At 67.7% G+C, this 13,887-nt stretch carries 15 protein-coding genes and 1 pseudogene; 5 read left to right on the plus strand and 11 right to left on the minus strand.

Going from position 1 to position 13,887, the window contains the following annotated elements:
- Nucleotides 1–35 precede the first annotated feature (35 nt).
- Nucleotides 36–677 (minus strand): dienelactone hydrolase family protein, encoded by a 642-nt coding sequence (locus JWQ81_RS30820; protein WP_297547162.1) that lies wholly within the window; start codon nt 675–677, stop codon nt 36–38.
- 136 nt (nt 678–813) lie between these two features.
- Between JWQ81_RS30820 and hisC the strand changes: the two genes are divergently transcribed.
- Entirely contained in the window at nt 814–1,869 is a 1,056-nt protein-coding gene (gene hisC, locus JWQ81_RS30825; protein WP_297547636.1) for a histidinol-phosphate transaminase, read from the plus strand.
- 1 nt (nt 1,870) lies between these two features.
- On the opposite strand, the gene JWQ81_RS30830 is transcribed toward hisC, so the two are convergent.
- On the minus strand, nt 1,871–2,632 hold the full coding sequence (locus JWQ81_RS30830) for a sulfite exporter TauE/SafE family protein (protein WP_297547163.1): 762 nt from the start codon (nt 2,630–2,632) through the stop codon (nt 1,871–1,873).
- Between the two features lie 9 nt (nt 2,633–2,641).
- Nucleotides 2,642–3,970 (minus strand): MFS transporter, encoded by a 1,329-nt coding sequence (locus JWQ81_RS30835; RefSeq protein ID WP_297547165.1) that lies wholly within the window; start codon nt 3,968–3,970, stop codon nt 2,642–2,644.
- A gap of 121 nt (nt 3,971–4,091) precedes the next feature.
- On the opposite strand from JWQ81_RS30835, the gene JWQ81_RS30840 reads away from it, so the two are divergent.
- Entirely contained in the window at nt 4,092–4,787 is a 696-nt protein-coding gene (locus tag JWQ81_RS30840; protein WP_297547637.1) for a FadR/GntR family transcriptional regulator, read from the plus strand.
- On the opposite strand, the gene JWQ81_RS30845 is transcribed toward JWQ81_RS30840, so the two are convergent.
- On the minus strand, nt 4,784–5,281 hold the full coding sequence (locus tag JWQ81_RS30845) for an FBP domain-containing protein (RefSeq protein WP_297547166.1): 498 nt from the start codon (nt 5,279–5,281) through the stop codon (nt 4,784–4,786). The two genes, JWQ81_RS30840 and JWQ81_RS30845, sit on opposite strands and share 4 nt — an antisense overlap.
- Nucleotides 5,282–5,388: 107 nt before the next feature.
- Between JWQ81_RS30845 and JWQ81_RS30850 the strand changes: the two genes are divergently transcribed.
- A complete protein-coding gene (locus JWQ81_RS30850) occupies nt 5,389–6,870 on the plus strand; it encodes an adenylate/guanylate cyclase domain-containing protein (protein WP_297547167.1) in 1,482 nt (493 codons plus the stop codon).
- Between the two features lie 83 nt (nt 6,871–6,953).
- Here JWQ81_RS30850 and JWQ81_RS30855 read toward each other — a convergent pair whose 3' ends face one another.
- The 3 genes and pseudogenes from JWQ81_RS30855 to JWQ81_RS30865 all read right to left on the minus strand — a co-directional run bounded on the left by JWQ81_RS30855 (nt 6,954) and on the right by JWQ81_RS30865 (nt 8,859).
- Nucleotides 6,954–7,955, minus strand: coding sequence for a beta-ketoacyl-ACP synthase III (locus tag JWQ81_RS30855; RefSeq protein WP_297547168.1), 1,002 nt, complete (start codon nt 7,953–7,955; stop codon nt 6,954–6,956).
- Between the two features lie 123 nt (nt 7,956–8,078).
- Nucleotides 8,079–8,395, minus strand: a pseudogene (locus tag JWQ81_RS30860) (helix-turn-helix transcriptional regulator); the annotation flags it as partial.
- A gap of 116 nt (nt 8,396–8,511) precedes the next feature.
- Nucleotides 8,512–8,859, minus strand: coding sequence for a hypothetical protein (locus tag JWQ81_RS30865; RefSeq protein WP_297547169.1), 348 nt, complete (start codon nt 8,857–8,859; stop codon nt 8,512–8,514).
- A gap of 33 nt (nt 8,860–8,892) precedes the next feature.
- Between JWQ81_RS30865 and JWQ81_RS30870 the strand changes: the two genes are divergently transcribed.
- Entirely contained in the window at nt 8,893–9,372 is a 480-nt protein-coding gene (locus JWQ81_RS30870) for an Lrp/AsnC family transcriptional regulator (RefSeq protein ID WP_297547170.1), read from the plus strand.
- A 199-nt stretch (nt 9,373–9,571) separates the two neighbouring features.
- The gene (locus tag JWQ81_RS30875) at nt 9,572–9,976 is read left to right on the plus strand and encodes an SsgA family sporulation/cell division regulator (RefSeq protein ID WP_297547172.1); all 405 of its coding nucleotides are present in this window, start codon (nt 9,572–9,574) and stop codon (nt 9,974–9,976) included.
- A gap of 148 nt (nt 9,977–10,124) precedes the next feature.
- Here JWQ81_RS30875 and JWQ81_RS30880 read toward each other — a convergent pair whose 3' ends face one another.
- From JWQ81_RS30880 to JWQ81_RS30895, 4 genes are all read right to left on the minus strand, one after another.
- Nucleotides 10,125–10,838 carry a G1 family glutamic endopeptidase gene (locus JWQ81_RS30880; RefSeq protein WP_297547174.1) on the minus strand — a complete coding sequence of 238 codons (714 nt, stop codon included), beginning with the start codon at nt 10,836–10,838 and terminating at the stop codon, nt 10,125–10,127.
- Nucleotides 10,839–11,039: 201 nt separating this feature from the next.
- Nucleotides 11,040–12,092 (minus strand): ABC transporter substrate-binding protein, encoded by a 1,053-nt coding sequence (locus tag JWQ81_RS30885; protein ID WP_297547176.1) that lies wholly within the window; start codon nt 12,090–12,092, stop codon nt 11,040–11,042.
- Between the two features lie 7 nt (nt 12,093–12,099).
- A complete protein-coding gene (locus tag JWQ81_RS30890; protein ID WP_297547178.1) occupies nt 12,100–12,981 on the minus strand; it encodes an ABC transporter permease in 882 nt (293 codons plus the stop codon).
- Nucleotides 12,971–13,777, minus strand: a complete 807-nt coding sequence (locus JWQ81_RS30895; protein WP_297547180.1) for an ABC transporter ATP-binding protein — start codon at nt 13,775–13,777, stop codon at nt 12,971–12,973. The genes JWQ81_RS30890 and JWQ81_RS30895 overlap by 11 nt, the downstream gene beginning before the upstream one ends.
- Between the last annotated feature and the right edge of the window lie 110 nt (nt 13,778–13,887).

A 13,887-nucleotide genomic window follows, 5' to 3' on the forward strand; every position in this document is an offset into this window, starting at 1 on the left:
CGCTGATCTTATCCGCCAGGTCCGACACTGAGGGGTTAACGCAGGTGCGCGTCGAACCAGTTCAGCGTCCGCTGCCACGCTTCGGCCGCCGCGCCGGGATCGGCGTCGAAGCGGTGGTTCGCCCCGGGGTACCGCACGACGTTCGTGACAACCCCGGCAGACGCGGCCGCGTCACGGAGGCGCTCGACGTCGAGCGCACCGGATTCGTCCCCTGCGTCGCCGTAGATCCCGAGCCACGGGCTGGTCAGCTTGCCCGCGATTTCGACGAGCGCGGGCAGCTCGCTCACGCCCTGGCCGCCGACGCTGACCGCGGCACCGAGCTTGCGGTGCGACGCGACCACGAGCGCCGCACTGCCGCCGAGGTCGAACCCGACCACGCCGAGCAGGTCCGCCTGCACGCCGTGTTCGACCAGCCAGGCGAGCGTGCTGTCTGTGGCGTCCAACACATCCTGCTGCGTGAGCCCATGATCCTCGCCGACGCCTTCGATATGCGGCGCGACCGTCAGCCAACCCTCCCCCGCCAACCCCGCGACCAGCAGGCGAACCCCGTCCGTCACGCCTTCGCCCTCGTGGAGAACCACCAGGCCACCCCGGATCGACCCGTCCGGTTCGGCGAAGGTGAGGCGCAGTGAGCGGCCGTCCGCGCGCGTGTAGTCATCGGTTCGGGTCAGCGTCATGCAGCTACTCAACCACCGCCGGGTAATCAGGAGAAGGCCTGGACGCGGGCGTATACGGTGAGAGCAATCTCTCGGCGACCCGCTTCGAGCCCTTCGAGCACCCTTCGAGCACTGAGGAGTCACCCACATGTCCGGTGTGTCCGCTGTCCCGACACGCGCCGATCTCGTTTCGCTGCCGGCTTACGTGCCGGGCCGCACCATTCCCGGCGCCATCAAGCTCGCGAGCAACGAGGTCCCCGGTGGACCGCTGCCTTCGGTGGTCAAGGCCATCACGGAAGCGGCGTCCTCGGTCAACCGCTATCCGGACACCGGCGCACAGGCCGTCGTCGAGCGCATCGCGCGCGAGTTCGACGTTTCGCCCACCCAGGTCGCCGTCGGTTGCGGCTCGGTTTCGCTGTGCCAGCAACTCGTGCAGTCACTGTGCGCGCCCGGGGACGAGGTCATCTTCGCCTGGCGGTCGTTCGAGGCTTACCCGATCGTGACGCAGGTGGCGAACGCGACGGGCGTGCGCGTGCCGCTGACCGCGGGACACGAGCTCGACTTGGACGCGATGCTGGCCGCGATCACCCCCAAGACCCGGCTGATCTTCGTCTGCACGCCGAACAACCCGACCGGGACGGTCATCCGGCGCGCCGCGCTCGAACGATTCCTCGACGCCGTGCCGGAAGGCGTGCTCGTCGTCCTCGATGAGGCGTACTGGGAGTTCGTCACCGATCCCGATGTCACCGACGGGCTGGAGTACGCGCGGACGCGCCCGAATGTGGCCGTGCTGCGCACTTTCTCGAAGGCGTACGGACTCGCCGGGCTCCGCGTGGGCTACGCGGTTGCGCCGGAAGCAGTGGCTGTCGCGCTCCGCAAGGTGTGTGTGGCGTTCAGCGTCAACGCGCTCGCGCAGGCCGCGGCCATCGCGTCACTCGACGCCCGTGACGAACTTATGGCACGGTGCAAGGAGATCGTCGCCGAGCGCACGCGTGTGTACGACGCTCTCGTCGAGGCCGGCTACGAAGTCCCGGAGACGAACGCGAACTTCGTCTGGCTGCCGCTGGGCGACAAGGCCACGGCGTTCTCGGAGCACGCGCTGGACCACAAGGTCGTCGTGCGCCCGTTCGCCGGTGACGGCGTCCGCGTCACGATCGGCCACCCCGAGGAGAACGACGTCTTCCTGACCGCCGCCCGGAGCTTCGCGCGGTAGGTCACTTGAGCACCAACTGGACGACGGCGGCCACGCCGACGACGACGATCACGCCGCGAAGCACGACGGGCGAAAGCCGGCGGCCGATCTTCGCGCCGAACTGGCCGCCGAGCGTCGAACCGATGGCCAGCCACAGCACCACCGGCCAGCTGATCGGTGCCACGAACGCGTAGATGGTGCCGGCGACGACGTTCACCACGGCGGCGAGCGCGTTCTTGACGCCGTTGAGCCGCTGCATGGGTTCGGACAGCATCATGCCCATCACGGCCATCAGCATCACGCCCTGCGCCGCGGTGAAATAACCGCCGTAGACGCCGATCAGGAACACGAAAAACAGGAACAGCGGTCCGCCCAGATGGGCTTTCGTCTCGGACTCACGTCGTTTCGCGACCCAGTTCGACACGCTGGGCTGCACGATCACGAGCACCACGGCAAGGCCGACGAGCACCGGCACGATCGTTTCGAAAGCGTTCTTGGGCAACGAAAGCAGCAGGATCGTCCCGCAGATCGCGCCCAGGAACGACGCGACGCCATAGCGGACGACCTGCGGCCAGAACCCGGTCAGTTCGTGGCGGTACCCGATCGCGCCGCTGATCGTGCCCGGCGCCAGCCCGATCGCGTTCGACGTCGTGGCCGTCAACGGTGAGTAGCCGAGCGCCACCAGCACCGGGAACGTCACCAGCGTGCCCGAACCGACGACCGCGTTGATGGTGCCCGCCCAGATTCCCGCGACCACCATGATCAGCGCGTGCCACCAGCTCATCCACCGAGCCTAAGCACCCCCGGCGTCCGCCGCGACGTGGATGTGACCAGCGCGATCCCGGCCGAGCAGCCCGCTCAGCACCGCACCGGCGACCATCACCACGCCGATCGTGACCAGCCCCCACTTGCTCGACCCGAACAGCGACGTCATCCAGCCGACCCAGTACGGGCCGAGGAACCCGGACAGGTTGCCGATCGAGTTCACCATCCCGATCCCGCCGGCGACCGCCGCACCGGAAAGGAAAGCGGGAAGCAGCGTCCAGAAACACGGGAAGGCCGCCATCAGCCCGATCGCGCAAGCGCACAATCCGGTGTAGCCGAGCCAGGGCATCGAGGTCAGGAACGCCGAGATCGTCAGCGCCGCCCCGCCGATCGCCATCGGGCCGACCGTGTAGCGCACCGAGCGGCCGGCATGGTCGCACCGCCTGCCCCACCAGATCATCGCGACCGCACCGATCACGTACGGCGCCGCGGTGAGCAGGGTGACGGTGAAGTTGTCCTTGATCGCCAGGCTGGCCTTGAGGATCGTCGGCATCCAGAAACCCAAGCCGTACAAGCCGAACGCCAGCGCGAAGTACACCAGGCCAAGCCCGATCACCCGCGGGTGGACGATGGCTTTGCGGACCGTCAGGGGATTGCGTGCCGCCGTCGCGGCGTTTTCCGCGGCGAGCGTGGTGTCGATCCACTCGCGCTCGTCGCCGGTGAGCCACTTCGCCTTCGCCGGCTTGTCCGGCAGGAACCACAGCAGCAGGAAACCGAGCACCACCGACGGCAGCCCCTCGGCGATGAACAGCCACCGCCAGCCGCTCAGGCCGCCCACGCCGTCGAGCTTGAGCAGCAGCCCGCCGAGCGGTGCGCCGAGCGCGGTCGACAACGGGATCGCGACCATGAACAGCCCGGTGACCGTGCCTCGGCGCGCGGCCGGAAACCAGTACGTGAGGTAAAGAATCATGCCGGGGAAAAAGCCCGCTTCGGCGACACCGAGCAGGAATCGCAGGATGAAGAAGCTGGTTTCGCCTTGGATGGCCGAACAGGCCGCCGCGACGATCCCCCAGACGACCATGATCCGCGCCATCCACCGGCTGGCGCCGACGCGGTGCATGACCAGGTTGCTGGGCGCGTCGAGCAGGATGTAGCCGAGGAACAGCAGTCCCGCGCCGAACCCGTACGCCGTCGCGGAGAGCCCCAGCTCCTTGTTCATCGTCAGCGCGGCGACACCGAGGTTGGTGCGGTCGAGATAGGCGAAGAAGTAGCAGACGGCCATCAGCGGCACGAGCCTTCGAGTCGCCTTCCCGAGTGCGCTGCGGGCGATCGGGTTGTCGGCGATGACGTCAGGCATGGGCCCGGACGCTAACAGAGCCTCCGGTCCAGTGGTAGAACCAATCTGGTACCCCTGACCGCGGAAACCTGGCAAGATGCAGGCCGTGTCGGGCCGAGATGAGCACCAGAGCGTCCATGAGGTGCGCTCCGAGCAGGTTTGGAGCGCCACGGTCGACCACCTGCGCACTCTGATCGATTCCGGCCAGCTCCCGGCCGGCTCGCGGTTGCCCGCCGAGCGGACGCTGTGCGACCAGCTCGGGATCAGCCGGGGCTCGCTCCGGCAGGCTCTGCGCGTGCTTGACTCGATCGGTTACGTGCACATCCGAGCCGGCTCCGGCACGTACGTCCGCGACGACGACGAAGCCGGCGAACAGCCGCTCCGGACGTGGTTCTCCGAGCACGAACAGCTGGTGGAAAAGCTGTTCGACCTGCGCACGGCCGTCGAACCGACGTTGGCCGAGCGGCTCGCGTACCAGCACACCCCGCGGGTGGTGAGCAAGCTGGAGAACAACGTCGCCGAGATGGAGCAGGCCGCCGCCGACGGCGACATGCTGCGGGTCATCGCCACCGACGCCGAGTTCCACCGCGTGATCGCCGGGAACGCGGGCAACGACGACGTCGCCGACCTGCTGCGGTCCGTGCTCTCCCTCGTTGGCGAGGAACGCCGCGCCGCGCTGCGCCTGCCGGGCCAGATCCGCAAAGCCGTGAACGAGCACCGCGAGATCCTCGACGCGATCCGCCGCTCCGACCCCGCCGCCGCCCGCGAAGCGACCCGGAAACACCTCGTGGACGCGAAAACCTACGTCCGCGACTACACGTCCACTGCGGAGGTCTAGCGCTGTTCGAAGACCTGATCGACGAACTTGTGGAGCCGGGTTTCGAGCCGGGAGACGTGGTACTCCAGTGAGCCGGACTCCTGGGGCTGGATCGCCTCGGACTTGAGCTCGCGGCGGAGATAGCGCGAGCAGGCCAGGTTGGAGCACGCGTACGTGCCCAGCGTGTTGCCTTCGCGCCCGGACTTGCCGGCCCGCGGCGCGGAGAACAGCGTGATGTCCGACTGGACCTGCACGGTCTGGCAGAAACCGCACATCGCGCTCTTCGACCGGCTCGTCGGCTGGGTGGCCGCACGCAGCGCGAGGCCGACCGGTTCGCCCTGGTGCCAGACCACGAGATACGCACGGTTGACGGCTCGCGGGTCGCGCCAGCCGAAGTAGTCGAGATCCGCCCAGCGCGTCTCGTCGAAATCCGCCGGGAACGTCAATCCCTTCGCCTCACCGCGCGAACAGTTGACGAACGACTTGCGGATCTCGTCTTGGCCGAGTGGCTCCACTGGACTGCCTTGCTACTGGGGGAGAAGGTTCGACGCGAGGGTAACCACCACCCGGGCGTGGTGGCCACGCGTTTTCCCCGCACGCGCCGACGCCATACGATCATCGCGTGCGCAGAATCGTCCGGCCCGGCAGGTTCCGCCTGGTGCTGCGCACGAGTCTCGGGTTCGCCGCGCTCGGGCTCGGTTCGAGTGTCGCGGGCTCGGGCGTGGTCGCGCTGCTGCTCGTCTTCCAGGGCATCCCGAGCGAAATCGGCGGCCGCGGGTGGATTCTCGGGGTCTCCGCCGCCGTATTCGTCGCGCTGTCGCTGCTGATCGGTTCACTGTGGACGGCGTGGCTGCAACGCCGGACGGTCGTCTGGTTCATCCTCGGCAGGCCGCCGACACAGGCCGAAGCCCGCCGCGCGCTGCGTCTCCCGGTCGACATGGCGATCGTCAGCGGCACACTCTGGCTCATCGGCGCCGCCGTGCTCGGCGGGCTCGCGTGGGGCCTGGCTTCGAGCGTCGACGCGCTGGGGATGACGCTCATCATCGTCCTCGGTGGACTGACCACGGTCGGGCTCACCTATCTCGCCGCGGAATGGGTGGCGCGCCCGGTCATGACGATGGCGCTGGCCGTGGCGCCGCCGAAGGGCTCGCTGCCGGTCACCGTGCTCACCCGGCTGATCCTGACGTGGGCGCTGGCCAGCGGGGTGCCGCTGGTCGGGGTCCTGCTGGTCGCGACCTCGCCGGACCTGGGCACCGGCGATCACACGTCCAGCCTGGTCATGCTGTCGGTGATCGGCCTGGTCGTCGGCGCGCTCGGCACGGCGCTGCTCGCCCGCGCGGTGGCGTCACCGCTGCACCGCCTGCGGCTCGCGCTGGACACGATCGCCCACGGCAGCACCGACGTCTCGGTGCCGGTGGACGACTCCAGCGAGATCGGCATGCTCCAGACCTCGGTGAACGACCTGGTCGCGGGCCTGCGCGAGCAGGAGCGGATGCGCGACCTGTTCGGCAGGCACGTCGGCGCCGACGTCGCGCGGCACGCGCTCGAGTACGGCGCTTCGCTGTCCGGGGACGTCCGCGAGGTGACGGCTTTGTTCGTCGACGTCGTCGACTCGACGGCCCTGGCCTACCGCACGCCCCCGGAGGAGCTGGTCGACAAGCTGAACAGGCTGTTCACCAGCGTCGTCGACGCCGTCAGCGCCCGCGGCGGGCTGGTCAACAAGTTCCAGGGCGACGCCGCGCTGTGCATCTTCGGCGCGCCGACGCGGCTGGCCGACCCGGCGACGGCGGCGTTGTCGGCCGCCCGCGCGATCCGCGACGAGGTGCGGAAGGCGGGCGAGCTCGACCTCGGGATCGGGGTCGCGAGCGGCCCCGTGTTCGCGGGACAGCTCGGGACGAGCAGCCGGTTCGAGTACACCGTCATCGGCGACGCGGTGAACGAGGCCGCGCGCCTGACCGAGAGCGCGAAGTCGGTCCCGGACCGGATCCTCGCGAGCGACTCGGTGATCGAGGCGTCCGTCGAGAGCGAGCGCGTCCACTGGGCCCGGCACGGCGATCTCCACCTGCGCGGCCGCCAAGAACCCACCATCACCTGGTCCGACTAGGACGTGGGCACTTTTGTACTTTTGTGCCCTGCTTGAGCTCTCAACGATCGCAACTCGCCGTCGAGTTGCGGTGGCGCTGGCGCCTACGCGCCGGGGGTGACGTCGGGCCAGCGGAGGACGGCGGAGCCCCATGTGAGGCCCGCGCCGAAGGCGCTGAGCAGCACGCGGTGCCCGGCAACCAGCGACCCGCCGGTGACGGCGTCGGCCAGCGCCAGCGGGATCGACGCCGCGCTGGTGTTGCCCGTCTTCTCGATATTGGACACCACGGCGTCCACCGGGAGCCCGAGGGTCTTCGCGACCGCCTGCAGGATGCGGACGTTCGCCTGGTGCCCGACGAACCGGTCGACGTCCGACACCGTCCAGCCCGCCTTGGCGAGCACCGCACGGGACGACTCCGCCATCCGCGCGCAGGCGTGGCGGAACACCGCTGTTCCTTGCATGGCAAGGAAATAGTCGCTCTTGTCGGCCGAAACCCGGTGCTTGGCACCACCGGCCTCGACCCACAGCAGCTCGGCGAGCTCGCCTTCGCTGTGCAGATCGAACGGGCCCAGCGCGCCCGGCTCGTCCGCGTGACCTGCCCGGAGGACGACGGCGCCCGCGCCGTCGCCGAAGATCGGCACGGTCCCGCGATCGGTCGGGTCGACCAACGTGGTGAAGGTGTCCGAACCGATGACGAGCACGGTGCTCGCGACCCCGGCGGCGATCAGGCCGGCACCGGTGGCCAGTGCGTAGACGAAGCCGCTGCAGACCGCGTTGACGTCGAGTGCGGCCGTACCGTTCAGCCCCAGCGCGGTCGCGACCTGCGGGGCACTTCCGGGACACGGCTGATCCGGGGTGGACGTCGCCAGCAGGACGAAGTCGACGTCGGCGGCACCGGCCGAAGCCAGCGCCCGGCGGCCTGCCTCGACCGCCATGTCCACAGTGGACTTCCCGGGTTCGGCCACGTGGCGTTCGGCGATGCCGGTCCGCGCCCTGATCCATTCGTCCGAGGTGTCGAGGGTTTCCGAGAGCTCGAAGTTGTCGACGACGCGTGGCGGCAACCAGGCGCCGAGACCGGACAACACCGCCGCGGCGTGGGGGGACACCAGAAATCCTTCCTGTGCCAGCGAACGGGAAAACAAGCTGACAATTACTTGTATGTCCTACTATTCAGTAGACCGGTCAGTTGTGTCCCAGATCACGTTGTGCACGTTTTTCACCCGATGAGGTCACCCGAGGTAGGCGAGCACGGCGAGCACCCGCCGGTGACCACTGTCACTGGGTGGCAGATCGAGCGTCGCGAAGACATTCCCCACATGTTTGTGCACCGAGCGCCCGGTGATGGTCAACTTCGCCGCGATTTCCCCATTCGTGTAGCCCCGCGCCATCAGCTGCAACGTCTCGCGTTCCCGGCCGGCGACCCGGCTCAGCGTGTCGAGGAATTCCTCGACCCTGGCGATCCGATCCTTGAGCAAATACCCGACGCTTCGTCGGTGAACGACGGCGACAGCCGGACATCCACAATGGACACATCGGGGCGGAACTCGTCGACTCGTCACGGTCAGCGTGCCATCCAGCGCCGCCACCCGCCGAGCAGCGTGTCGACGTCCCGGGTCAACGTCACCTCGACCTTGCGCGCGCCGCTGTGTTTGACGACGTTGGTCACCGACGGTCAGTTCGGCGGGCACCGAACAGCGCGCGACCACCGCCGCCAGCGCCCCGGACAGCCCGCGATCGGCCAGGATCGGCGGGTACATCGAGCGCAGGACGTCCCGGAGCTCGGTCATCGCGTTCGATCCGGCGCAGCTCGGCGCCGTGCGAATCGAGCGCCCCCGCCCGGGTGACCTGCAGGGTCTCGACGCGCTCGACCAGCACGTCGCGTGCCGACGGGGCGAGCAAGCCCGCGCTCAGCCGGGCGTCGACGTCGGCGATCTTGAGCCCGAGCAGCAGCGAGAGGACCCGATCGACAGCAGCGCCAGCACAACCCCTCCGAATCCGGATAAACCCCAAAAGAGGGAAGGCTCTCCGGTTAATCTGGTCGACGTGCACACACCCGACCTCGACTCCCTCGACTACGCCATCCTCGAACAGCTGCAGGCCGACGCGCGGACGATCGCGGAGACGATCGGGGTCAAGGTGGGGCTGTCCGCGGCGGCCGTGCAGCGCCGGATCAAGCGGCTGCGCGAGGCCGGGGTGATTCACCGCGAGGTCGCGGTGCTCGATCCGGTCACGCTGGGCCTGCCGATGACGTTCATCGTGCTGGTCGAGATGGAACGGGAAACCCACGAGATCCTCGAGGCCTTCCGCCGCCAGGTGCTCGACGACGACAGCGTCCAGCAGTGCTACTACGTCACCGGCACCGCGGACTTCGCGCTCGTGATCACCTGCCGGGACATGACCGGGTTCGAGGCCTTCGCGCACCGGGTGTTCGTCGATAACCCGGACGTCCGCCACTTCACCACCAGCGTCGTGATGGACCGGGTCAAGGTCGGGCTGACGCTGCCGCTCGAACCGCCCTGCTGAGCGTCCACAATGGAACTTCCGCTACTCCCGGTGTTCGGTCGACAGCAAGAGGTATGTGTCCGGTGTTACACCATTTTGGACAACTACAGCCGAACGCGTGAACGTCGCCGTTTTGCCGTCATTACCGGCGTGTGCGGGCATCTCCTCCATGACCGACTCGTTCGCACCTAGCGAACCCAGAGGAACGCAAGGAGTGACCATGCACACCGACGCCGTACACCAGAGCCAGTTCGTGGTGCTGAACGAGAGCACGACGCCCGTCCTGTCCCGCCTCTCGTTCCACGCGGCCGAGCCGTTCGCGGTGACAGTGGCGTTCCGGACCGAGCGCGGCCGCTGGGTCGAGTGGACGTTCGCCCGTGAGCTGCTCGTGACCGGGCTCACCGAGCCCTCCGGCATCGGCGACGTCCGGGTCCGCCCCGACTTGTCCGAGGACGAGGCGCTGCTGACCATCGAGATCGAGTCGCCGGACGGCTACGCGTCGTTCGAGATGGAGCGCGAGGACATCGAGAACTTCATCGGCGCGAGCCTCGAGCTGGTCCCGCTGGGAACCGAGAGCGAGCACTTCGACGTCGACACCCTGATCGAGGAGATCACCAACGTCTGACCATCCCGCGGTACGGCGAGGGGCGGTTTGAGTGCTCTGGAGGCACTCAACCCGCCCCTCGTTTTTTGTGCGCGCAAAAAACCCTTCAGGGCCACCCCTGTGGCGTTGAATGCCGCGGGGGTGGCCCTGAGGGAACTTCGGTGGAGCCCTAGTGGCGGGAGATAGTGAAGCTGGTGCCGTCTGAGCCGATGGAACCCGGGGTCCAGGTGCCGCTGCCGGCGTCGTCGGCGTCGAGGGACGAGGGGTTGGTCGACGCGAGGGTCTTGCCGTCGAACTTGACGCCGGTGAAGCTGATGCCGCCGGGGATGGTCGGGTACGAGTCCGTCGGCGACTCGATGATCGCTTCGGCCGAGGAGTGCTTGGCGCTCAACGACTTCGTGGTCGTCTTCGACCAGCCCTTGGTGGTGTCGGACAGGACGAGCGTGTACGAGTTGCCGCTGCGCGTCACCGTGCCGGTGAACTTGTCGCCGGCGCTGACGGCGTTGCTGTAGTAGACCGGCGCGGCGGGGTACATCTCGTACCAGCCCTGGTATACCGCGCTGCCGCTCGAGCAGTCGGTGGCGACACCGGTCTGCTCGACGGTCGAGGAGCCGTCACCGTCGATGCCGACCCAGGGTGCGACCAGGTTGTTCGAAGAGTTGCAGGTCGCCGACGGTTCGGTCCAGCTGGCGGTGGCCGTGGTCCAGCTGCCGAAGCTCGCGTAACCGCCCCAGTTACCGCCGGAGAAGTTGTGCCCGTAGGTGGTTTGCGGGCCGAAACCAGCCGGGCCCTGCGCGACCGCGGAACCCGCGGCGACGGTGGAGAGCGCGACTGCGGTCAGGGCGGCGACACGGGCTGCGCGGGAGCCGAAGACTGATTTCATGTCGGAATCCAATCCATTCACCGAACGGGGACTAGGAGAAACGCGGCGGTGTACCAGCCCTAAGTCTTGGATCCCACTTGCCTTTCGGGTAGCTACTTTCGGTGGGTCTTCACATGCTGGGAGAAATTCACCACCAAACGGACTCAAGGGACCTTCCGCGCATTTTCCTGTACGCGAAAGGCCCCTTGAAGTGGTCTGGTCTCAGCCGAGCTGTGCTTTCGCGGCGTCGACGAACTGGGTCGTGTACGTCTTCGAAAGGTCGATCTTGTCCTTGCGCGGCTTGACGTTGCTCGAAGACTCGCCGAGCACCTTCAGCACGTTCTGCGCCCCGGCCGCATCCATCCGGCCGTCAGCGTTGAACATGCCCAGGCTGTCCTTCAAGGACTTGACGTACAGCGCGGTGTCCCCGCCGGCGAACGACTTGGGCATCATCGCCGCGATCTGTTCCGGGGTGTGGCTGTGCATCCAGCGCAGCGTTTCGACGAACGCGTTGGCCAGTTTCTGTACCACCTCGGGGTACTTCTGGACGATCTGGCAGCTCATGTACAGCGAACTCGCCGGGTACAGCCCGCCCAGCGCGGCGCGGGTGCCGGCTTCGGTCCGCATGTCGTACAGGACCTTCGCCTTGCCCGTGGTCGTCAACTGGGCGACCGTCGGATCCGTGGTCATCCCGGCGTCGATCTGACCCTGTTCCAGCTCGGAAATGAAGGCCTGCCCGGCGCCCGCCTTGACCGGCGAGTACTGCTCGGAACTCACACCGCCTTTCAAGGCCAGCGCCTTCGTGAGGAAGTCGGTGGACGAACCGAGCGAGGTGACACCGAGGTTCTTGCCCTTGAAATCGGCGGAGCTACGGATCTGGTCCACCTTGTTCGTCGGCACCATCTCGGCCTCACCCGGCACGTTCGCGAACTGCACGACGCTCGTGAGGCACTGCTCCTTGGCCTGCAGGTCGATCGTGTGGTCGTAGAACCCGACCACCGCCTGCACTTCACCGGCCAGCAGCGACGTCTCCGCGGTGGCACCGGACGGCTGGTCGAACAGTTCGACATCGAGGCCCTGCTTCTTGTAAGCGCCGATCTGCTGGGCGAGCTGTCCCGGCAGATAGATCACTTTCGACAGTCCGCCGATCATGATTTTGATGTTCGGCGTGCCCGAAGCTCCGAAATCCAGACTCCGCGAATCACGGCACGCGACGGTTCCGCTGAGCGTCAGCAACAGCGCGACGCCGACGCCGAGGGTTTTCTTTAGTCGCATAGCGCCCTCAGATCCCAGTCGCGGCGTTGCTCGCGGACGGCGGACGCCAGCGCAGCAGTCTGCTCTCCAGCGTGCTGATGCCCCATTCGGCGAACAGCGCGACCACGGTCATGATCGCCATGCCCGCGTACACCCCTGCCGTGTCGAAGGTGCCCTGAGCTGCGGCGATGAGGAACCCGATGCCGTGTTTCGCCCCGGTGTACTCGCCGACGACCGCACCGATCAGCGCGAACCCGAACGCGACGTGCAGCGACGACAGGATCCACGAAGTCGCGCTCGGCAGGACGATCGAAGTCAGCACCTTGCCGCGGCTCGCGCCGAGGATGCGCGCGTTGTCGATCAGGTTCCGGTCGACCTCGCGGGCGCCGGTGAAGGCGTTGAAGAACACCGCGAAGAACACCAGCACGATCACGGTCGCGACCTTCGAGCTGAGCCCGAGCCCGAACCAGATGACGAACAACGCCGCGAGCACGATCCGGGGCAGGGCGTTGGCCGCCTTGATGAACGGCGCGAGGACGTCGGCGAGGTACTGGCTGCGGCCGAGGACCACCCCGAACAGCACGCCGGCGGCTGCCCCGATCACGAACCCGAGCAGTGCCTCCTCGACCGTGGTCCAGAGCTCGAACCAGATCGGCCCGTAGTCGGTGCCGTCGGTGAACCACTCCGCCAGCCGCTGCCAGATCTTCGACGGCTTCGAGTAGAAGAACGGGTCGATCCAGTAGGTCGCGGCGAGTTCCCAACTGCCCAGCCACGCGACAAGGATGCCGATGCGCAGCAACCAGATGTTCCGGCGCCGTTTCGTCTGGGCGAGCTTCTGACGCGCCAGGATGTCTTCTTCAGTCTCCATCACCGGCACCGACGACGTCGGTGTCAACGTTTCATGCGACATTGCTCGCGCCCTTCTCGCGGGCCTTGTCGACCTCGCCACGCAGTGATTCCCAGATTTCCCGGTACAGCAAGCGGAATTCCTCGGTCAGCCGGAGTTCCTCGACCGCACGCGGTCGCTCCAGCGGGACGTCGAACACGTCCTTGACCGTCGCCGGGCTGGCCGTCATTACGACGACCTTGTCGGCGAGCGCGATCGCCTCGTCGAGGTCGTGGGTCACGAAGATGACCGCCGCCCCGCTGCCCGACCACAGCCGCAGCAGCTCGTCCTGCATGAGCGCGCGGGTTTGGACGTCGAGGGCGGAAAACGGCTCGTCCATCAACAGGATCTTGGGGCTGGTGACCAGGGTCTGCGCGAGCGCGACCCGCTTCCGCATCCCGCCGGACAGCTGGTGGGGGTAGTACTTCTCGAACCCGGAGAGCCCGACCCGGCCAATCCAGTCGGCGGCCAGCTCGCGGGCCTTCGCCTTGTCGACGCCGCGGAAGCGCGGGCCGGACGCGACGTTGTCGAGCACCGAGCGCCACGGCATCACGGCGTCGGTCTGGAACATGTACCCGACGCCGTCCGGAATGGACTTCACGTCCTCGCCGTTGACCCGGACCAGCCCGGCCGACGCCGGTTGCAGACCCGAGACCAGCGACAACGTGGTCGACTTGCCGCAGCCGGTCGGACCGACCACGGCGACGAACTCGCCGGGCGCGACGGTCATGGACAGGTCGCGGACCGCGGTGTGCACCGATCCGGACCCGCTGGGGAAGCGTTTGGTGGCTCCGATGAGCTCGATAAGTGGGGGGACCATCCGGGCCGACTCCTTTGTCAGTACTGCTGTGCCGCCGATCACAGGGGACCGTAGGTGCGGGTTCGCCGGGCGGGAAGCTTGTCCTCGTTCTGCGTGCCTAACGTGCGTTC

It is taken from the genome of Amycolatopsis sp., assembly GCF_025464955.1.
GTDB lineage: Bacteria > Actinomycetota > Actinomycetes > Mycobacteriales > Pseudonocardiaceae > Amycolatopsis.